Origin of the sequence: Marinobacter sp. C2H3 (assembly GCF_037080155.1) — a bacterium.
GTDB lineage: Bacteria > Pseudomonadota > Gammaproteobacteria > Pseudomonadales > Oleiphilaceae > Marinobacter.
The window spans coordinates 368,668-387,001 of the sequence record NZ_JBBBNZ010000002.1 but is presented as its reverse complement, the minus strand read 5'-3'; the positions used below and the strand labels follow the sequence as shown (position 1 = coordinate 387,001).

The window sequence follows — 18,334 nt, the reverse complement described above, 5'->3', positions numbered from 1 at the left end:
GTAACCCGGCGCCGGTCGGGGTCAACAGGAATTCGTGGTCAGTCAACCGGAATTCGTGCTCAACAGGAACAGGGACTTCGTCTGACATGCTGCTGGTGCTCGCCGGATCCATCCTAACATTCGCCATGGTGCAGGAAGCGACCAAGGTTGAGCCATTTGACCGCAACGAGATCATTGTCGACCAGAACGTGGACGCCAGCCCGGTCAACCTGCGTACCAGCATCAAGGTGGAGCCGCTGGTGGCGCAGAAGTACCGGAACATCGTGCACCAGGCCTACGACTACAGCTGCGGCAGCGCGGCGCTGACCACGCTGCTGAATTTCTACCTGGGGCGCAACCTGAACGAGCGGCAGGTGATGGAAGGGCTGCTGCAGTATGGCGAGAGCGAACGCATTGTGCAGCGCCGGGCGTTCTCCATGCTCGATATGAAGCGGCTGGTGACGGCGCTGGGCTATCCCTCTGGCGGTTTCCGGGCCACCATCGACGATCTCAAGGACCTGGACCATCCGGCCATCGTTCCGATCCACCACGCCGGCTTCAAGCACTTCGTCGTGCTGCGGACCATCCGGGACAACCGGATCTTCATCGCCGACCCCTCCGTGGGCAACATTTCGTTCACTCTGGCGCAGTTTGCCGAGAAATGGGACGGCAACGTCCTGTTTATCATCTTCCCGGGCAGCGACAAGCCGCTCGATAACCTGGAGCTGAAGGAGGAAGACCTGCGCTACGTCGACGACCAGACGATGACCCTGCTCGCCCTGGACAAGATTCCCGAATTCCATGAGGCCACGGAACGGCGCATACAAAACCTGCTGGAACGGCAAAAGAACAATCCGGACGGCAGTGTGGAAAACACCCGAAAACAACTTTACTACCGTCGCAACTGATCTGAGGTCCGGGAACCCACCCGGTGCGGACGCGACAATGACAAAACTGGGGAGTCAGGATGAATCGTTGGTTTGTGCGAGGTTTTCTCCTTGTGGCCACCGCTGCGCTGGTGCCGGGGCATGCCCTGGCCCAGGACACAAACGTAGACAAGGCGCGGGAAGCGCTGGCTAAAAAAGAGGGGGACGAAGACTCCTCCAAGCAACTCGAAGAAGTGTTCCAGGCGGCGGAGAAGAACTATTCCCTTCAGAAGAAGGGCACCCACGCGCTGACCTATTCGTTCGACTACACCTACACCGGTGACCAGCGCCTGGACCTGGCTATCACCAACGGCTCGGTGCGCAACATTGACGTGGTGCCCTCGGCCACCCACGAATTCACCAACGCCTTTTCCTATGACTACGGTCTGCTCGATAACCTGACCCTCGGCGCCCGCCTGCCCTTGGTGGTCAAGTACGACACCGAGGATGAGCTGAACGTCTATGACGTGGGCGACATTTCGTTCACCGGCCGTTGGCAGCCGTTTCCCTACGTGCCCGGCAAGATGTCCACCACCCTGTTTGGCACCCTGAGCACCAAGACCGGCGTCAGCCCCTACGAAATTGACATCAAGGAGCAGCTCTCCACGGGCAGCGGGTACTACTCCCTCGGTGGTGGTGTCAGCGTCTCCAAGGTGCTGGACCCGGTGGTGGTGTTTGGCTCCGTCAGCGCCACCTACAACATGCCGGCCACCGGCCTGCAGCAGGTCCGGGGTGCCCGGCTTCTGGAAGAAGTGGACCCGGGTGTCGCCCTGTCCGGTTCCGCCGGTTTTGCTTACTCGCTTTCCTACGACGTGTCCCTGAGCATTTCCAGCCAGTTCAGCTACAGCGACCAGACCATCCTGACCTTCTCCAACGGCGACAAGGCGGTCGCACAGGACCAGATGACCGGCTTTCTGAGCCTGTCTCTGGGCACCCGGGTCAGTGATACCACCATCGTCAACACCAGCCTGGGTATTGGCCTGACCGAAGACGCACCGGACTTCTCCCTCGGGGTGTCCTTCCCCATCAATTTCTCCGGTCTGAAAGAGTGATCGGAGGCGCCCGGAACGTTCGGCAAGGAAGGCACGGCATGGCACATACCACCAGAACACAGCGCATGGTCCTGGCGGGGCTGGCGGGACTGATGGGCTCGCTCCTGTCCGGCGGGGCCCACGCGCAGCTGACCCAGAACCTGACCATTCACCCGAAAGCGCTGGCACTGGGCAACGCGGTAACGGCGGACCCGCCCGGGATCATGGCCATACACTATAACCCGGCGGGCCTGACCAGGCTTGAAGGGCGGCAAGTGGAAGTGAACCTGCTCAGCGTCTATCTGGACAGCGACGCCAACTTCAATGCACCGGAAGGCTATGAAATTTTCGGCATTGACGGCCTGGCTACGGACCCGTTGACCGGCAAGCAGAAAGACCCGGTCGCCAACAAGCACAGCCATACCAACAACGTCGCCCTGTACGTGCCCGGCTACGGCATACTGCGGATGCCGCCGGGGCCGGCCATCGCCCCCTCCGCGGGGGTTTCAATCAACCCGCCCGGGTCCAAGCTGACGTTCGCCAACGCGTTCTACCTGCCCATGGCGGCGGGCTTCTATCGGAAGGAAGACGACCCTGGCCGCTACCAGCCGCAAGCGGCGGCGCTCCAGCGTACCACCTATCTGTCCCCCACCGTCGGGTACAAGATCAATGACGAGTGGTCTGTGGGGGCCGGCATCCAGCTGTCCCACATGGGCATTGCTGCCGACCAGTACATGCGGGCGCCCAACCTGCTGCTGGGGGTGGCGGAAATCCTTCAGGATGCCTTCAACTGTGAAAGCGGGGACGAGCCGCTCCAACCCTGGTTGGCCCTGTGTGGGGGTAACGTCGGCCCCTGGGACGACATCGGCGCCCTGAGCATCCAGGTGGAGGAAAGCCTCTCACCCACCTACAGCCTGGGTGTGATGTGGGAGCCCACGGATTGGTTTACCTGGGGCGCGAGCTACACGTCCGCCGCCGACATGAACATGAAGGGCAAGTTCGAGATCCAGTACACCGACGACTGGTCCGGCTTCTGGCAAAGCGTGAACAGCTCGGTGCTCGGCGCTATCACCTCGGCCATCCTGAGCCTCCCCTCTGGCGCGCCCCGGGAAGCGGGCAATGTCAGCATGGACCTGACCTACCCGCAGCACTTCCAGACGGGCATCAGCGTGGACGTCCACCCCAAGCTGACCCTGAACGCGGACATCGGCTGGACCGATTACGCCCAGTGGGATGCTTTCCTTTTCCGGTTTGATCGGAATCTGGAATTCCTGAACGCCGCCCGCATTCTGTCCCCGGACAACGCGACACCCAACACGCTACGCCTGCCCCTGGGCTTCAAGAGCCAGTGGAACTGGGCGTTTGGCGCGGAGTTCCACGCGTCGTCACGTCTGGATCTTCGGGCCGGGGTGGAAATCCGGGACTCGGTGATTCCGGACAATCAGCGCCAGGTCATGGCGCCGTTTGGCGGCGCCAACCTGTACAGCGTGGGCATGGGCTACCAGTGGGACAAGGACACACAGATCGACATGAACCTGAGCTACCTGCAGTCCATCGAATCCATTCCGGCCAACGGCAGCTGTAACCTGAACTGCGATAACATCACCAACATCATCTACAATCCGTACGCGGGCCTGGATGTGAAAACGTCCCTGCGGGTGGTGATGGCAGGCCTGAGTTTCCGGACCAAGTTCTGATCACCGGCCAACCCAACAGGACTGTGTGCTGATGTTGATGCCTCGCCCCTTGTTACCCCGATGGCCCCGCCGGTCCGGCCCGTCGGCAGGGATGGCCCTGCCAACGATAGCGCTTTTGGCGGCGACGCTGCTGGCCGGCTGCCAGGTAGGCGGCTCTGCGGTGGAGCGGGACGATGGCTACTACACCTGGGTGGATGAGAAAGGCCAGGTGCATACCAGCCGGATTCCCAGGAAGCCGGACGCCGAGCCGCTGATCAACCCCAAGCCATCCCGTCCGCTGGCGGAAAAAGCGCCTGCTCCGGTAACTGCCATCGAAAACGCTCCCGGAACCGCCCCTGCGGCCGCCCAAAGCGGCGAGCCCAACGACGAATACACCCTTGAAAACTACCCGGATGCCGAGCAGCTTGCCCGAGACGGCTATGTGCGCAAGGGAGAGACCCGAAAACCGTACTTCACCTGGATTGACGCCCAGGGCCAGGTGCGGGTTCAGACCTACACACCGGATACCCGGTCAGAGGTCGAAAAAGGGCGCAAGGCACCTCCGATCACCCTGAGCCCGGCCATCGTTCACCGTCCCGGGGAGGGCGGGGCCCCGCCGCAACCAGTGGAAGGGTATGACCCGCAGGCGCTGGCCATTCTGGGGGCGGAGAACACCGGGGATGTCTTTGGCGCTTTCACCAAACGCTGCTGCGAATCGCTGTCTGCGGCGGATCGTGAAGACTGGACCGACGACCGGGAGTTTGAGGTGGCGATCACCGAAGATGCGCCCCGGCACGATTTCTCCACCGGGTCGAGCCACTTCCGGGTGGTCTCCCTGCCGCCGGCCAACCAACGCCCGGACTTTGTCCTGCACCTGCGCTCGTTTGCCGGCAGCGGATCCGGCGGGCTGTTCGTGCCGTCTCTGGTGTTCCTTGACAGCCGGTTCCATCCGGTGCGCCTGGTGACCGACATTGCGTTCGGGTTCTCGCCGGAAACCTGGCGGACCGAAGCCTACCTGGAGGCCTGGGTGCCGGTGTTCCCGGCCCGCGGTGAACGCTATCTGGTGCTGTTCACCCGCGACGCCGATCGGCAGGGGCAGACCGTCACCGAAACCCGGCGCGGCCCGGTGGCCATTCCCTACGTCGGCACCGGCAACCTCGGGCTGGAGCGGGTGATTGCCCCCTGATCCGTCGTTTACGTCAGTCTTCCGGGCGGCTCAGGTCCAGCCAGGGCTGGGACAGCCAGTAGAACTGGCCGCCACCGGCCGGGTACGTGCAGTTATACCGGAAGCGCCGGCTTTTGAACGGCTCGGTTGCCGACACGGTGACCGAGCCGTTCGCGCCGGGCTCCACGGGGATGCGACCGACCCCGGAGCCGAAACAGGTGAGCCGGTCCGTGGACCAGCCCTCAGGCAGCGTCAGGTTCAGGGACGGCGGATTGTCCGAGACAATGCCGTCGGGCAGGGCGCCAGTGTCCACCGGAAACGCCAGCGTGTTGAGCTTGTCCCGCAGGCTGTCCAGTTGCCCATAGGCGTTGGCCATGGGGAAGCGGGGCAGGCGGTTCGGGTCGGTCTGGCGGCCGACGGGTCCGGACTGCTGGCCATACGCCAGCCAGCCCCGCTCCCGGATCAGTGCCTCAAGGCCCTCATCAAACTCCCCGTAGGGATAGGCAAACAGCGGCGGCGCGCTGCCAAGCCGCTCGGTCAGTTCGTGCTGCGCCTGGTCCAGGCTTTGGGCTACCCGTTCCCGCCAGTGCGTTTCTGTCTCATCCAGCCCCCGCGCAAGATGGCCATGGTCCGCGCTGTGGTTAGCAATGGTCACCCCCGGCGTGTCCGCCAGACGGCCCAACTGCTCCCAGGTCATGAAACCGTGGTGCCCCACCATCTCCGGGTTGACGAACACGGTGAACGGGTACCCCCGGTCGGCCAGCAGCGGAGCCGCGGTGGTAACGATGGAGTCGTAGGCGTCGTCGAACGTGATGGCAACCGCCTGGCGCTCCGGGTCTTTGCCGTCGGTCTGGCCGAGGGCCTGGCGGGTTCCCGACTCAAGAGGCACAACCGGCAGGCCCTGGCGATCAATCATGGCCAGCTGGGCCTTGAACAGGGAGACGCTGGTGCTGGTGGACGGCGGCGTGCGGTCGCTGATGTGGTGATACTGGAGAATCACCAGGTCCGCCTGGGCAGGGAGGCTGGCCGCGGCCAGGGTGGCTCCGAGGGCCAGGGCCGTCACGGGGGGCATGTGGGCAAGTCTGGGCATGGTCCGCTTTCCAGGGTCAGGGTTCAGGGGCCAGGTGCGAAGGCAGGGTGCCTCAGGCATTGGCCAGATAATGGGTTTTGAGAATCGAGAACGCGTGGTTCAGCCGCTGCACCTGCTCGGTGGTGCCGCCCCGGTCCGGGTGGGCCTGCATCACCGCCCGGCGGAATCGGTGCCTTACGGTCTCAAAGTGCGCCGGAACCGCATCAAAGCCGAGCTCGCCAGCCGCTTCCGTCAGCGCCTCCGGTGCCGGCTGGGCTGGTCGCTGCCGTCCGGCCCAGAAGTCGTCCATCATCCGGTGAATGGCGTCGTCCGGCAAGCGGTAGTGGCTGAGATCCAGGTAAAATGCTCGCAGGGCATCGGCCCGGTCCGGTACGCCCTCGCCGGCGATCACCGTGGACGCCTTCAAGGTAATGCGCAGCGGTGAGATGTGCATCAGTCGGCCATCCCGGGCCAGCTCGTCCCGCAGCCGGTAGAGCGCGTGAAACAGCAGGAAATGGACGGGGTAGAGGGCTTCCGGGGAATCAAACCTGACTTCCCCCAGCAACTCCCAGGGTGGCCGCTGAAGCGCCCGGATCAGACCCAGTTCATCCAGGCCCTCCGGCGCCAGTGACAGCTCATGCTCGGCGGCGACCATCAGGTGACGGATCTGTTCTTCCAGCGCTCCGGAACGGTCGGCCGCTGTTGTCGGCTCCGGTGGAACGGCGTCAGGAGTTGGGTTCAGAGGTTGGTTCATCGCCCTATAGTAGGTAACCACGCCGCCGGTTTCCATCATCACCGTCCTGCCATGCCCGATGGAGCGGGCCAATCTGGGGGCGGTCTGTGCAGGGCGGAGTACCCCGCGTATAATGCCCGGCTCAACGCAGTCGACAACCGGATAATCATGTCCCAGAGCATCGCTACCTTCCAGGAACACGAGCCACAGGCGCCTTCGGCGTCGCAGGAGCTGGCCAAGCTCCAGAAACGTCTGCGTCGGGAAATGGGCCAGGCGATTGCCGATTTCTCGATGATTGAGGCGGGGGACAAGGTGATGTGCTGTCTGTCCGGCGGCAAGGACTCCTACGCCATGCTGGACATCCTGATGGCCCTGCAGAAGAGCGCGCCGGTCCGGTTTGAGCTGATCGCCGTCAACCTGGATCAGAAGCAGCCGGGTTTTCCGGAGCATGTGTTGCCGGAGTACCTGGGGCAGCTGGGCATCGAATATCACATTGTCGAGAAGGACACCTACAGCATCGTCAAGGACAAAGTGCCTGAAGGCAAGACCACCTGCGGCCTGTGCTCCCGGCTGCGGCGGGGCATTCTGTACAACTTTGCCGAGGCTCACGGCGTTACCAAGATTGCCCTGGGTCATCACCGTGACGACCTGCTCGAAACGCTGTTCCTGAACATGTTCTATGGCGGCAAACTCAAGTCCATGCCGCCGGTGCTGCACAGCGACGACGGCCGCAACACCGTGATTCGGCCGCTGGCCTACAGCCGGGAAAAGGACATCGCCCGCTACGCCGAGTTGCGGGCCTTTCCGATCATTCCCTGCAACCTGTGCGGCTCGCAGGAAAACCTTCAGCGGCAGGTGATCAAGGAGATGTTCCAGGGCTGGGACAAACAGCACCCGGGCCGCCTTGAAACCATGTTCCGGGCCCTGTGCAACGTGGAGCCGTCCCATCTGGCGGATCCCTCCCTGTACGATTTCAGGGAAGGGCGCCGGCGAGGCGGCGAGCCTGAGGCCGTCACCACGGCCGAGCCGGCCGACGCGGCACCGGAACAGTATGGCCGCCTGGATGTGCTCAACCTCTGAATGACCATGACGAATCTGCTCTGGAACCCGGCCGCCCCGGCGGCAAACAACGCCGGCCAGATACTGCTGCTGGCCCACGGGGCCGGTGCCCCGGCGGACTCCCCGTTCATGGCGTCCCTGGCCGCCGCGCTGGCCGCCCAGGGCGTAGACACCGCCCGCTTTGAATTCCCCTACATGCAAAAACGCCGGGAGGACGGCCGTAAGCGGCCGCCGGACCGGGCGCCCGTATTGCTGGCCCATTTCCGGGCAATGATCGAGGCCGTCCGGGCCGAGTGCGGGCCCCGTGCCCGGATCTGGGTTGGCGGGAAATCCATGGGCGGGCGGATGGCCAGCCTGCTGGCGAGCGAGGCTGAGCCCGGGGTCGACGGCCTGGTGTGTTTTGGGTACCCGTTTCATCCCCCGGGCCGACTGGATCGCTGGCGGGTGGATCATTTTCCGGCGGTTACGTGCCCGGGGCTGATCGTCCAGGGCACCCGGGACCCGTTCGGCAAACCCGACGAGCTGCAGGCGGCGGCGCCGGATCTGGGCCGTCTCGACCTGTTCTGGCTGGAGGGCGGCAACCACGATTTCAAACCCCTGGCCCGCAGCAACCGGAACCAGCAAACACTGATTGAGACGGCGGCCGGCGTAGCCGCCCGTTTTATGGCCGGTTAGCGAAAGGACCGGAGGCCGGCAAACCCCTTCCCGGGGCGATCGTCACTCGATCAGGGCGGTATCCGTGATCACCACCCGGTCCCGGCCTTCGGCCTTGGCGCGGTAGAGCGCGTCGTCGGCACGCTGGAACAGCGCCTGGGGTTCCTCGTCCGGAATCAGTTCGGCCACGCCGGCGCTCAGGGTGACCATGACCTCAGCGCCGTCCGGTGCCTCCAGGCGAATCCGGCGCATGTCGTCCAGAATGGCGTTACAGACCCGGGCGGCACCGGCCTGGTCGGTGACCGGAAGCAGCAGCGCGAATTCCTCCCCGCCAAAACGGATCGCAATGTCCCGTGGCCGGCGGGCATGGCGGGCCAGCACGTCGGCAATCCGCTGCAGGCAGACATCCCCGAAGCCGTGGCCCCAGGTATCGTTGATGGTCTTGAACCGGTCCGCATCAATCAACGCCAGTGTCAGCGGGCTGCCGCTGCGTCGGGCTTCGGCGCACAGTTCCGGCAGGCAGTTGTCCATGTGCCGCCGATTGTACAGTCCGGTCAGGGCGTCGTTGACCGAGAGCCGGGCCAGGGTCCGGTTGGCTCGCTCCAGGTCCAGCATGGCGGTACGCAACTGGGCGGTGCGTTCATGCACCTGGTATTCCAGCTCGGTGCGGGCGTTGTGCTCCACGTCCAGCAGTTTCTGGTTCAGCAGGCGCCAGCGCTGGACCATGGCGTAGTTGAGCAGAATGACCTGGCCACCAATGGTCATCTGCATCAGGGTTTCGGTGGCCACGAAATCGGGCATGTAGCCAAAGGCCGCGACCGCGTAGATCAGCGCGCCGGTGAGCATGACCATCCAGGCCAGCAGGTACCAGATTGCCGGCTGATACCCCTGGCGCCAGCGCACGGCGGCACACACCAGCAGGCTGGCAATGACCGCCAGCGCCAGCACGGTATTGAGCACAATGGTACGGTCGTAGGGCAGCACCAGGGTGAGCAGCAAAAAGCCGGCGCAGGCCCAGGCCTGGGCTTTCAGGGTGCGGTCCGCCACCGTGCCGGGCGCCACTTCCAGGAACGCCCGGCCGAACAGGGTCATTGCCAGCGCGCAACAGCCCAGCAGCAGGGGAATGGCGGTGTTGGCAAAGTCCGGTGAGCCGGGCCAGAAATACTGGTTGGCAAAGCCGCCCATGGCGAACAGGAACAGCCCCATGCTGGCCATGTAGAAGGCGTTGTAAAAATAATAGAACGTGCCAGAACTGAAAAACAGCAACAGGTTGAACGCCGCAAAAATGGCGACGGCGCCATAGAAGATCCCGTGGCTCAGGCTCAGGTGGTTGCTGGACTCAATCACGCTCTGGGGCGTTTCCAGGCTGAGGGGAATGTTCAACGCCCCGCTGCTGTGGACCCGGATGGTGATTTCGGACGTTTCACCCGCCCTCAGGGTGACGGGGAACAGGAAATGCCGATAATCTATGCCCCGCGACAGGAAGGGGGAACGGTCGCCGGTATCAATGCTCCGGACAGTGCCATCGGGTTCACTCTGCCAGAAGGTCACCTGATCCAGCAGCGGATACTCCAGTTTCAGGAACCACAGGCCATCCCGGCTGGTTGGGTTGTCCAGATGCAGCCGGAGCCAGTAAACGGACTCGGTATGGCTGAACACCAGCTCGTGGCCGCGGGCCGGCGTCCAGCCGAACTGCGCCGGCAACTGCGCCGGGGTCCTGGCTTGATAGCCAGGCTGGCCCGGATCGGCGATGCCGTAGCAGACATAGTACATCAGCTCGCTGCGGCCCGAAGCACTGGCCACGTTCAGCTCGGGGCAGGGAGCCACGGCGCCCAGCGCCTGACCGGCAAGCAACAGCAGCACGAGCGCGCAGAACAGCCGGGGCAGTGGCAACATGCGGGGCATCCGTTGATGACAGGAGCCCCGAGTGTAGCGCAAGGTGCCAGGCCCGGCTGTTAAACAGTTTGAAATTTGCGGTGCCGTTAACACCGGCCCGGTGAGGACCGAATCGACGATGGAAGGTACAAGCATGATCGTGGAACGCCAGGTATGAGCGACGGTGGATTGGAGCAGCTACTGGCGTTCTGCCGCCCGGGGTTTGAAACCGAGGCCGGGCGCGAACTGATGGACGTCGCCGGCGAGGCGGGCGTGTTCGGGTATTTTGAGCCAGTGAGGGATCGGGGGCTGGTGATGTTCAGCTTGCCGGGGCCAGAGACGGCGTCGGTGCTGCTGGCCCGTGTGTCTGTCCATCAACTGGTGTTTGTCCGGGACTGGCTGGTGGTTGTCGCACCCCTGGCGTTGCCGGCGCAGGATCGGGTGGGGGCGGCGATGGCCACCGTGCGAGACGTGTCAGCGGCGCTTCCCCGCTGCGCCCGGGTGGAGGTGCGCCTGCCGGAAAACAACACCGATCGGGACCTGGGCAATTTCGCCCGCAAGTGGGTGGCGCCCCTGTCCCGGGCGTTGCGGGATAACGGCCTGCTGGCGCCGGTGGACGCGGATGCCGACGGCCGCCTTGAGGTTGTCCTGACCGGCTTTGAGGGCGGCTGGCTGGGATACAGTCTGGCCGCAAACCGGTCCCGGGACGTGAACGGGATTCCCCGGCTTCGGCTATCATCGTCCGCCCCGAGCCGGTCAGCCATGAAACTGGAGGAGGCGTGGAAGGTCTTCCTGCCACCGGAGCAGTCCCTGGATTACCTGGGCGGGGGCAAGCACGCGGCGGACCTTGGTGCGGCACCAGGCGGCTGGACGTGGCAGTTGGTGCGCCAGGGCATGACCGTGTATGCGGTGGACAATGGCCCGATGAACGAAGCGCTGATGGCCAGCGGGCAGGTGGAGCATGTTCGGGCGGATGGCTACACCTGGCGGCCGCGCCGTGCCATTGACTGGATGGTGTGTGACATCGTGGACCAGCCCCGTCGGACCGTCAGCCTGGTGACTGAGTGGTTCGCCGCCGGGCTATGCCGGTACTGCGTGTTCAACCTGAAACTGCCCATGAAAAAGCGCTACGAGGAATGGCTGGTTTGCCGGGAGCGGTTGGAGCAGGGCCTGCTGGACGCCGGCATCCCGTTCCGTCTGCAGGCACGCCACCTCTACCACGACAGAGAAGAAATTACCTGTTTTATTGAGCGACGGGATTCGTAGCGCTGACGGGCGCTGCCTCTCCATTCCGCTGCCCAGAGGAGCACGCGAGTGACTGAGAACAACCATCCGACGAACGAGCAGGAGCTGGATGCCCAGGGGCTGTTTTGCCCGGAGCCCGTGATGCTGCTGCACAACCGCATCGCGGATCTGGCGCCCGGTGCCGTGCTGCGGGTACTGGCCACGGACCCGTCCACCAACCGGGATATTCCCCGCTTCTGCCAGTTTCTTGGCCACGAGCTGCTGAGCCAGACTGTCGAGGACGACAACGGACGGGAGCGATTTGTGTTCCGCATTCGCCGGGGCGAGTAAGCCGCAGGCAAGCGCCCGGCGAATCGGGCCGGGTCACAGCGCGGCGGATACCTGCCTGAGGTGGGCCAGGAAGGCCGGCTGGTCCATTTCCCCCAGCACCCGCTGGGCTGGCAACTCGTCGCCGTCACCGTTGTAGAACAGGATCGCCGGCGGCCCGAACAGCGAAAATCGGTTCAGCAGCGCCTGCTGCTCGGGGGTGTTATCGGTGATGTCGATCTGCAGGGTGGCAAAGGGCGCCAAGGCTTGGCGCACCTCCGGCGTCTGGAACACGGTCCGCTCCATGACCTTGCAGGAAATGCACCAGTCGGCGTAGAAATCGAGCATCACCGGTTGGCCTTCCTCCCGGGCTTGTGCCAGGCGCTGATCCAGTGACGCCACCGACTGGAATCGCTCGAAACCGGATTCTGAACGGCCGGCCGCCTTCGTGGACCCGGCCGGTAGAGCCACGGCAGCAGCGCTGGTAAACGGTGCCAGTGGTCGCAGCGGATCGCGGGCGCCGGTCACCGCACCGGCGAGCAGCGCCAGGCCGTACGCAAACAGCACCAGGCCCAGGGCTTTGCGGGTGCGAGGCCAGCCAGGATGGGCGGCCTCAAAGGCGCCCAATTGGACCCCGGTCACCGTCGCCAGCAGTGCCCACAGGGCGAGCGTCGCCCAGGCCGGTATCAGGCGTTCCAGCAGCCAGATCGCCACGGCCATCAACAGCACGCCATAAAACCGTTTGACCGCCGCCATCCAGTGGCCCGTGGACGGCAGGAACCGGCGCCCGCCAACCGCCACCAGAATCAGCGGAACCCCCATGCCGAGGCCCAGGGCCAGCAGGGCCAGGCCGCCGCCCAGCGCATCCTGGCTGGTCGAGATGTACAGCAGGGCGCCGGCCAGGGGCGCCGATACGCAAGGGGAAACCACCAGCGCCGAGAGCGCGCCAATGCCGAACAACCCGGCCAGGCGTGAGGCGCTCAGTCGATGGCTGGCGGCGTTCAGCGGGTCCTGCAGCCAGCGCGGCAACTGCAGCTCATAGACGTCAAACATCGCCAGGGCAAACGCGACGAACGCCACGGCAAAGGTAATCAGTACCCAGGGGGACTGAAGCTGGGCCTGCAGGTTGAAGCTGGCGCCGAGGAGTCCGGTGATCACCCCGGCCGCCGCGTAGGTCAACGACATGCCGAACACATAGGCCAGGGCCAGGGCGAGGGCGTGGGCGGTACTGCGGGTGTTATGGCCCGACACCAGGGAGGCGATGATCGGCACCATGGGCAGCACGCAGGGGGTGAAGGTCAGTCCAAGCCCAAGTAGAAAGAACAGGCCCGCCACCACCCACAGGGACTGACGGCTGAGCAGGCCGGCCAGGCCGGTGGCGCTCTCGGTGTTCTCCGGCAGCGCCGAGCCCGAGCCGCTCCCGGAGGCGGTTTCGGCGGCCGCGGTGGCCGCGCCGTCACCGGGGTAGAACAACACCTCCCGGGTCTGGGGCGGGTAGCACAGGCCGGCTTCCGCGCAGCCTTGATAGGTCACGCGCACGGTGGCCTCGGACGCGCCCTCGGGCAGGGTCACCGGCACCGAAGCGGTCACTGGCTGGCGAAACACGGTCACGGTGCCGAAATAGTCGTCTTCGGTGACTTCGCCCGGCGCAGAGAAGGTTGGTGTGCCCAAGGTCACGCCGTCGGTGGCCGGGGTCACGCGGATCCGGTCTTTGTAGAGGTAGTAGCCGTCTGCCACTGTCCAGGTGAGGGTCAACCGGTTGCCGTCGCTGGCATCGCTGAACGCCAGGGCCTCATCCACCGGCAGGAAATTACCTGCGCCGCCAAAGGGCGATGAGGATCCCAGGGAGAGCGCGTACGCGGGCAGGGCCGTGAAAACGCCGACAAGCGTCAGGGCAAGCGCCGGCCAGAGGCGGCGGGCATTAGCGGGTCGTGCGGTCATGGGCTCCAGTCTTTGGCTTGGTCTGGTATTGCGTCGGGTAAAGTCGCACAATAGCCAACCAATGAGCCACAGTCCAAACGATCTTATCATGCTGTTCAATGACCTGTTCCGGGAATCCCACCGGACCATTCTGGTCAGAGGCGGCAGCGAACCGGAATACCTGCCTGCGGACGGCCCTGACGGGCTGGCGAAGGTGGTCTTTGCCCACGGTTATTTCACCAGCGCGCTGCATGAAATCAGCCACTGGTGCATCGCCGGCCACCGGCGCCGGCAGCTCCCGGACTATGGTTACTGGTACTGCCCGGACGGCCGCACGCCGGCCCAGCAGCAGGCCTTCGAACAGGCGGAAATCAAGCCCCAGGCCCAGGAGTGGCTGTTTTCCGTGGCCGCCGGTATCCGGTTTCACCTGAGCGTGGATAACCTGTCCGGCCAGGGGGCCGCCGACGCCGACGGGTTTCTGCGAAACGTGATACGCCAGGCAGAGACCTACCTGGCCGAGGGCCTGCCCGAGCGCGGGCAACAATTTTTCGAGACGCTCCAGGCGTTTTACGGGACCGGGCGGGCGTTCGCCAGTGCCTGGCAAGACGACGTAAACCGCCTGCGGCCGTTCCATGTGATGTCTGACCGAACAAGGACCTGCAACGCGGTATGAGCTCTGACCCAAAACACACCAGTGATCTGCGGTTCAGCGATCTGAACCTGGACAAGCGTCTGCTGGACGCGATTTCCGCCATCGGCTTTGAATACTGCACGCCCATTCAGGCCGAGAGCCTGCCCTGGACCCTGGCCTGCGAAGACCTCATTGGCCAGGCCCAGACCGGTACCGGTAAAACCGCCGCGTTCCTGATTACCGCCATTCAGGCCCTGCTGGAAGCGCCGATACCGGCCGAGGATCGGTTCGCGTCTGAGCCTCGGGTACTGGCCCTGGCCCCCACCCGCGAACTGGCGCTGCAGATTGCCAAGGACGCCGAGCAGCTGTGCCAGCACACCGGCCACACGGTGGTCAGCGTGGTCGGCGGTATGAACTACGACAAGCAGCGGGACCAGTTGCAGAACGGCGTCGTGGATATCCTGGTGGCCACCCCCGGCCGGTTGATTGATTTCCTCGGCTCCCAGGACGTGTTCCTGGACCAGCTCGACATCCTGATTCTGGATGAAGCGGACCGGATGCTGGACATGGGCTTCATTCCCGACGTCAAGCGGATCATCCGCAAGTGCACGCCCAAAGAGCATCGCCAGACCCTGCTGTTCAGCGCCACCTTTAACCAGGACGTGCTCAACCTCGCGTCCATGTGGACCCAGAACGCCGAGTTCGTGGAAATTGAGCCCGAGCAGAAGACCGCGGAGCGAGTCCAGCAGACCGTTTATCTTGTGGGCGAGGAAGAGAAACTGCCGGCCCTGGTGAATTACCTGAAGCGGCCGGAGGTGGAGAAGGCCATCGTGTTCGCCAACCGCCGGGACCAGTGCCGTGACCTGGAAGAGGATTTGAAGAACCAGGGTGTGAAAGTGGCGTTGATGTCGGGTGAGATCGCCCAGAACAAACGCTTGAAAACCCTCGACCAATTCAAGAAGGGCAGCATCCAGGTGCTGGTGGCGACGGACGTCGCCGGCCGGGGCATCCATGTGACCGGTGTGACCCACGTGTTCAACTACAACCTCCCGGAGAACGCCGAGGACTACGTGCACCGTATCGGCCGCACCGGCCGCGCCGGCAGCACCGGGGTGGCCATCAGCCTGGCGGACGAGGACGATGCTTTCGCGCTGCCGGCGATCGAATCCTACATCCAGCAGAAGCTGAAAACCGAAGTCCCCGGGGAAGACCTGCGGACCACCATGGACAACCCGCCCATCACCCGCAAGCGTGGGCGCCGCCGCAGCAGTGGCGGTGGCGGCCGGCCCCAGGGAAACCGGGGCGGCGGTCGCCCGCGGCGCCATTGATCGGCCGGTAACGGAGCTGCCATGCGTATTGTTGCCGACGAAAACATTCCGTTGCTGGAGCCGTTCTTTGCCGACATCGGCGAGATCCGGCGGGTCAACGGCCGTCAGATGACCGCAGACGACGTGCGGGACGCGGACCTGCTGCTGGTCCGCTCGGTGACGCCGGTGAACGAGGCGCTGCTGGCTGGCAGCCGGGTCCGGTTTGTTGGCACCGCCACCATTGGCACCGATCACATTGACCGCGTCTGGCTGGACGGCGCTGGCATCCGGTTTTCGGCGGCCCCCGGCTGCAACGCCAACAGCGTGGTGGAATACGTTGTCTCAACGCTGTCGCTCTATGCGGAACGGCGGGGCCTGACAGACTGGACCGACCTCTCGGTGGGCATTGTCGGCGCCGGTAACGTGGGCGGCCGTCTGGGCGATACCCTGACCCGGCTGGGCTTCACGGTGCGCCTGTGTGATCCGCCCCGGGCCGCCCGGGAACCGGACCGCGCGGCGTCGTTTGTGGCCCTCGAGGACGTGCTCGCCTGTGATGTGGTCACCCTGCATACGCCACTGGTCCGCGACGGCGATCATCCCACCCTGAAGCTGCTCGATGCCAAGGCGCTGGACGGACTGCACGGTGGTCAGTTGCTGATCAACGCGGGCCGGGGCGAAGTCATTGACGGCGAGGCCCTTGGCCAGCGACTGGCGGCGCCTAACCCGCCCCTTGTGGCGCTCGATGTGTGGGAACAGGAACCCCGAATCTGCCCGGCGCTGGTGGAGCAGGTGTGGCAGGCAACGCCTCACATCGCGGGGTACAGCCTGGAAGGCAAAGTGCAGGGCACGGAGATGATCTACCAGGCGGCTTGCCGTTTCCTGGGGCTGCCCGTGCGCAAGCAGGCCGGACAGTTCCTGCCGGAACCCGCCCTGAGCAAGCTGTGTTTCACCGGCTCGGCAGACGCGCCGGGCGCGCTCTGGACGGCCCTCCGGGCCTGCTACGATCCGCGCCAGGACGATGCCCGTCTGCGCCGGGCCATGGCCGGCGATACGCCGGATGCCCGTGGCCTGGCCTTTGACCGGCTGCGCAAGCATTACCCGGTTCGTCGGGAATGGTCGAGTGTGAAGATCCAGCTGAAAGGCAGCAGCCGCGCCCTTCAGGACGATTTTCGGGCCCTTGGATTCAAGCTGAAAACCTGATAGCCCGAACGAAGGTCGCCCGGGCGGTGCCGGGCGACGTTGATCTGGCCTGAGCGCAGGTGCCGTCCTTGCGAAGCCCGGCACCTGCGGATGAGCTGGCGTCAGAGCTGGGCGTTCTGCAACGCCTGAATGCGCGCTTCCAGCGGGGGATGCGTCATGAACAGGGCGCTCAGACCGCCGCGAGCGCCACGGCTGATGGCAAACGCCTGCAGAGTGTCCGGCATTTGGTCCGGCGCTTCGCTCTCCTGCTTGAGGCGGGCCAGGGCGCTGATCATGGCACCTCGGCCTGCCAGCCGGGCGCCGGCAATATCGGCCCGGAATTCCCGTCGGCGGGAGAACCAGAACACGATGGTGCTGGCCAGGATACCCAAGACCAGTTCGGCCACCATGCTCACCACAAAGAACCCAATGCCGTGACCTTCCTCGTTGCGGAACACCACCCGATCCACAAACGAACCGATCACCCGCGAGGCGAAGATCACGAAGGTGTTGACCACCCCCTGGATCAGCGCCAGGGTCACCATGTCGCCGTTGGCCACATGGCCGATCTCATGGCCAAGCACGGCCTTGATCTCATCTTTGTTGAATCGATGCAGCAGCCCTTCACTGACCGCCACCAGCGCGTCGTTCTTGTTCCAGCCGGTGGCGAACGCGTTGGACTGGGTGGCCGGGAAAATCGCCACTTCGGGCATCTTGATGCCGGCGTTACGAGCCAGCTCGGCCACGGTTTCCATCAGCCAGCGCTCGGCAGGGGTGCGCGGCGACTCGATGACTTGAGCCCGGGTGCTCCATTTGGCCATCGGCTTGGACAGGAACAGGGAGATGAGTGCGCCGGCAAAGCCGAACACGGCGGCGAAGATCAGCAGGGAGCTGTAATCGATACCGTTTTGCGCCAGGTAAGAGTCGACACCCAGTAATCTCAGGGTGAAACTCGCCACCAGAATGACCGCCAGGTTGGTGGCCAGGAAGAGCAGTATGCGCATGGTAATTCCTTGATTTCCCAGTAATGGAACACAGCGATCCTATGACCGGATAATGCGTCCGGGGTTCGCCGGTTCAATAATATTACAGGGATTTAATGTTGGCGCGTATCGCTGAAAAAGGCGGCCTGAACCACGCGGCTGATACGCTCGGAGTGACCGCTGCGCAGAGCCTCCCGGATCAGGTGGATGTAGGTGCAACGGTCCTGCTGAACGGACACGGGCAGGGCGCTGTCCGGCGCCGGCACCCCGGCTTCCGCGGCCAGCGCCGGCGAGGCGGGTGTGCTCAGGCGGATGAACGCGGTTCGGGTCAGGACCGCCTGGTCGAGGGCGTCCTGTCGGATGGTATCGACATACCGCAGCAGGCCTTCGTCGGCCAGCCAAAGCAGGGCGCCAAAGCAGGCCATGTGGCGCTTGCTGTGCAGGCCAAATTCATCGGGTTGGTCCGGGCCGGCGATGTCCTCGATGAACAGGTTAACCGGCCGGGGAAAGGCGCTGTAAAGCTGGGCCAGGCCGATGGCCGCGTCCCGGTAGAATTCTTCGATGTGCAGGTCTGCCATAAACCCGATGTCCTTTTC

The 18,334-nt window shown here is 64.6% G+C and carries 17 protein-coding genes; 11 read left to right on the top strand and 6 right to left on the bottom strand.

What is annotated here, in order from left to right; translation table 11 throughout:
* Positions 1 to 86 precede the first annotated feature (86 nt).
* The 4 genes from V3388_RS06870 (at position 87) to V3388_RS06855 (ending at position 4,798) form a co-directional block, all read left to right on the top strand.
* Complete coding sequence (locus V3388_RS06870) at positions 87 to 887, top strand: C39 family peptidase (protein WP_336366792.1); 801 nt, start codon at positions 87 to 89, stop codon at positions 885 to 887.
* A gap of 59 nt (positions 888 to 946) precedes the next feature.
* Positions 947 to 1,957, top strand: coding sequence for a transporter (locus V3388_RS06865; protein ID WP_336366791.1), 1,011 nt, complete (start codon positions 947 to 949; stop codon positions 1,955 to 1,957).
* 92 nt (positions 1,958 to 2,049) lie between these two features.
* Entirely contained in the window at positions 2,050 to 3,633 is a 1,584-nt protein-coding gene (locus V3388_RS06860; protein ID WP_442915630.1) for an OmpP1/FadL family transporter, read from the top strand.
* A gap of 115 nt (positions 3,634 to 3,748) precedes the next feature.
* Positions 3,749 to 4,798: a MalM family protein gene (locus V3388_RS06855; RefSeq protein WP_336366789.1), complete on the top strand. Its 1,050-nt coding sequence runs from the start codon at positions 3,749 to 3,751 to the stop codon at positions 4,796 to 4,798.
* A 13-nt stretch (positions 4,799 to 4,811) separates the two neighbouring features.
* Here V3388_RS06855 and V3388_RS06850 read toward each other — a convergent pair whose 3' ends face one another.
* Positions 4,812 to 5,867 (bottom strand): polysaccharide deacetylase family protein, encoded by a 1,056-nt coding sequence (locus V3388_RS06850; protein ID WP_442915615.1) that lies wholly within the window; start codon positions 5,865 to 5,867, stop codon positions 4,812 to 4,814.
* Between the two features lie 52 nt (positions 5,868 to 5,919).
* Complete coding sequence (locus tag V3388_RS06845; RefSeq protein WP_336366788.1) at positions 5,920 to 6,639, bottom strand: DNA-J related domain-containing protein; 720 nt, start codon at positions 6,637 to 6,639, stop codon at positions 5,920 to 5,922.
* Between the two features lie 204 nt (positions 6,640 to 6,843).
* On the opposite strand from V3388_RS06845, the gene ttcA reads away from it, so the two are divergent.
* Together ttcA and V3388_RS06835 are read left to right on the top strand one after the other, a co-directional pair.
* Complete coding sequence (gene ttcA / locus V3388_RS06840) at positions 6,844 to 7,659, top strand: tRNA 2-thiocytidine(32) synthetase TtcA (protein WP_442915629.1); 816 nt, start codon at positions 6,844 to 6,846, stop codon at positions 7,657 to 7,659.
* Positions 7,660 to 7,665: 6 nt separating this feature from the next.
* Entirely contained in the window at positions 7,666 to 8,313 is a 648-nt protein-coding gene (locus V3388_RS06835; protein WP_336366786.1) for an alpha/beta family hydrolase, read from the top strand.
* Between the two features lie 42 nt (positions 8,314 to 8,355).
* On the opposite strand, the gene V3388_RS06830 is transcribed toward V3388_RS06835, so the two are convergent.
* Positions 8,356 to 10,188 carry a sensor domain-containing diguanylate cyclase gene (locus V3388_RS06830; protein ID WP_336366785.1) on the bottom strand — a complete coding sequence of 611 codons (1,833 nt, stop codon included), beginning with the start codon at positions 10,186 to 10,188 and terminating at the stop codon, positions 8,356 to 8,358.
* A gap of 168 nt (positions 10,189 to 10,356) precedes the next feature.
* On the opposite strand from V3388_RS06830, the gene rlmM reads away from it, so the two are divergent.
* Both rlmM and tusA read left to right on the top strand, forming a co-directional pair.
* On the top strand, positions 10,357 to 11,433 hold the full coding sequence (gene rlmM / locus V3388_RS06825) for a 23S rRNA (cytidine(2498)-2'-O)-methyltransferase RlmM (RefSeq protein ID WP_336367292.1): 1,077 nt from the start codon (positions 10,357 to 10,359) through the stop codon (positions 11,431 to 11,433).
* A 48-nt stretch (positions 11,434 to 11,481) separates the two neighbouring features.
* Complete coding sequence (gene tusA / locus V3388_RS06820; protein ID WP_336366784.1) at positions 11,482 to 11,742, top strand: sulfurtransferase TusA; 261 nt, start codon at positions 11,482 to 11,484, stop codon at positions 11,740 to 11,742.
* Positions 11,743 to 11,775: 33 nt separating this feature from the next.
* Here the strand turns inward: tusA and dsbD are convergent, their stop codons facing one another.
* The gene (dsbD, locus tag V3388_RS06815; RefSeq protein WP_336366783.1) at positions 11,776 to 13,659 is read right to left on the bottom strand and encodes a protein-disulfide reductase DsbD; all 1,884 of its coding nucleotides are present in this window, start codon (positions 13,657 to 13,659) and stop codon (positions 11,776 to 11,778) included.
* Positions 13,660 to 13,720: 61 nt separating this feature from the next.
* Here dsbD and V3388_RS06810 point away from each other — a divergent pair, with 61 nt between their 5' ends.
* From V3388_RS06810 to pdxB, 3 genes are read left to right on the top strand one after another with little or no spacing between them, the layout of a single operon-like run.
* Complete coding sequence (locus V3388_RS06810; protein ID WP_336366782.1) at positions 13,721 to 14,311, top strand: elongation factor P hydroxylase; 591 nt, start codon at positions 13,721 to 13,723, stop codon at positions 14,309 to 14,311.
* Positions 14,308 to 15,597 carry a DEAD/DEAH box helicase gene (locus V3388_RS06805; RefSeq protein ID WP_336366781.1) on the top strand — a complete coding sequence of 430 codons (1,290 nt, stop codon included), beginning with the start codon at positions 14,308 to 14,310 and terminating at the stop codon, positions 15,595 to 15,597. The genes V3388_RS06810 and V3388_RS06805 overlap by 4 nt, the downstream gene beginning before the upstream one ends.
* A 21-nt stretch (positions 15,598 to 15,618) precedes the next feature.
* A complete protein-coding gene (gene pdxB / locus V3388_RS06800; RefSeq protein WP_336366780.1) occupies positions 15,619 to 16,776 on the top strand; it encodes a 4-phosphoerythronate dehydrogenase PdxB in 1,158 nt (385 codons plus the stop codon).
* Between the two features lie 101 nt (positions 16,777 to 16,877).
* Here pdxB and htpX read toward each other — a convergent pair whose 3' ends face one another.
* Positions 16,878 to 17,759 carry a protease HtpX gene (gene htpX / locus V3388_RS06795; RefSeq protein WP_336366779.1) on the bottom strand — a complete coding sequence of 294 codons (882 nt, stop codon included), beginning with the start codon at positions 17,757 to 17,759 and terminating at the stop codon, positions 16,878 to 16,880.
* A gap of 92 nt (positions 17,760 to 17,851) precedes the next feature.
* Complete coding sequence (locus V3388_RS06790) at positions 17,852 to 18,316, bottom strand: hypothetical protein (RefSeq protein ID WP_336366778.1); 465 nt, start codon at positions 18,314 to 18,316, stop codon at positions 17,852 to 17,854.
* Positions 18,317 to 18,334: the final 18 nt, after the last annotated feature.

Coding starts and splice junctions, on each gene's coding strand:
- V3388_RS06870 (WP_336366792.1), top strand. CDS start 87: ATGCTGCTGGTGCTCGCCGGATCCATCCTAACATTCGCCATGGTGCAG.
- V3388_RS06865 (WP_336366791.1), top strand. CDS start 947: ATGAATCGTTGGTTTGTGCGAGGTTTTCTCCTTGTGGCCACCGCTGCG.
- V3388_RS06860 (WP_442915630.1), top strand. CDS start 2,050: ATGGGCTCGCTCCTGTCCGGCGGGGCCCACGCGCAGCTGACCCAGAAC.
- V3388_RS06850 (WP_442915615.1), bottom strand. CDS start 5,867: ATGCCCAGACTTGCCCACATGCCCCCCGTGACGGCCCTGGCCCTCGGA.
- V3388_RS06845 (WP_336366788.1), bottom strand. CDS start 6,639: ATGATGGAAACCGGCGGCGTGGTTACCTACTATAGGGCGATGAACCAA.
- ttcA (WP_442915629.1), top strand. CDS start 6,844: ATGGGCCAGGCGATTGCCGATTTCTCGATGATTGAGGCGGGGGACAAG.
- V3388_RS06835 (WP_336366786.1), top strand. CDS start 7,666: ATGACGAATCTGCTCTGGAACCCGGCCGCCCCGGCGGCAAACAACGCC.
- V3388_RS06830 (WP_336366785.1), bottom strand. CDS start 10,188: ATGTTGCCACTGCCCCGGCTGTTCTGCGCGCTCGTGCTGCTGTTGCTT.
- dsbD (WP_336366783.1), bottom strand. CDS start 13,659: ATGACCGCACGACCCGCTAATGCCCGCCGCCTCTGGCCGGCGCTTGCC.
- V3388_RS06810 (WP_336366782.1), top strand. CDS start 13,721: ATGAGCCACAGTCCAAACGATCTTATCATGCTGTTCAATGACCTGTTC.
- V3388_RS06805 (WP_336366781.1), top strand. CDS start 14,308: ATGAGCTCTGACCCAAAACACACCAGTGATCTGCGGTTCAGCGATCTG.
- pdxB (WP_336366780.1), top strand. CDS start 15,619: ATGCGTATTGTTGCCGACGAAAACATTCCGTTGCTGGAGCCGTTCTTT.
- htpX (WP_336366779.1), bottom strand. CDS start 17,759: ATGCGCATACTGCTCTTCCTGGCCACCAACCTGGCGGTCATTCTGGTG.
- V3388_RS06790 (WP_336366778.1), bottom strand. CDS start 18,316: ATGGCAGACCTGCACATCGAAGAATTCTACCGGGACGCGGCCATCGGC.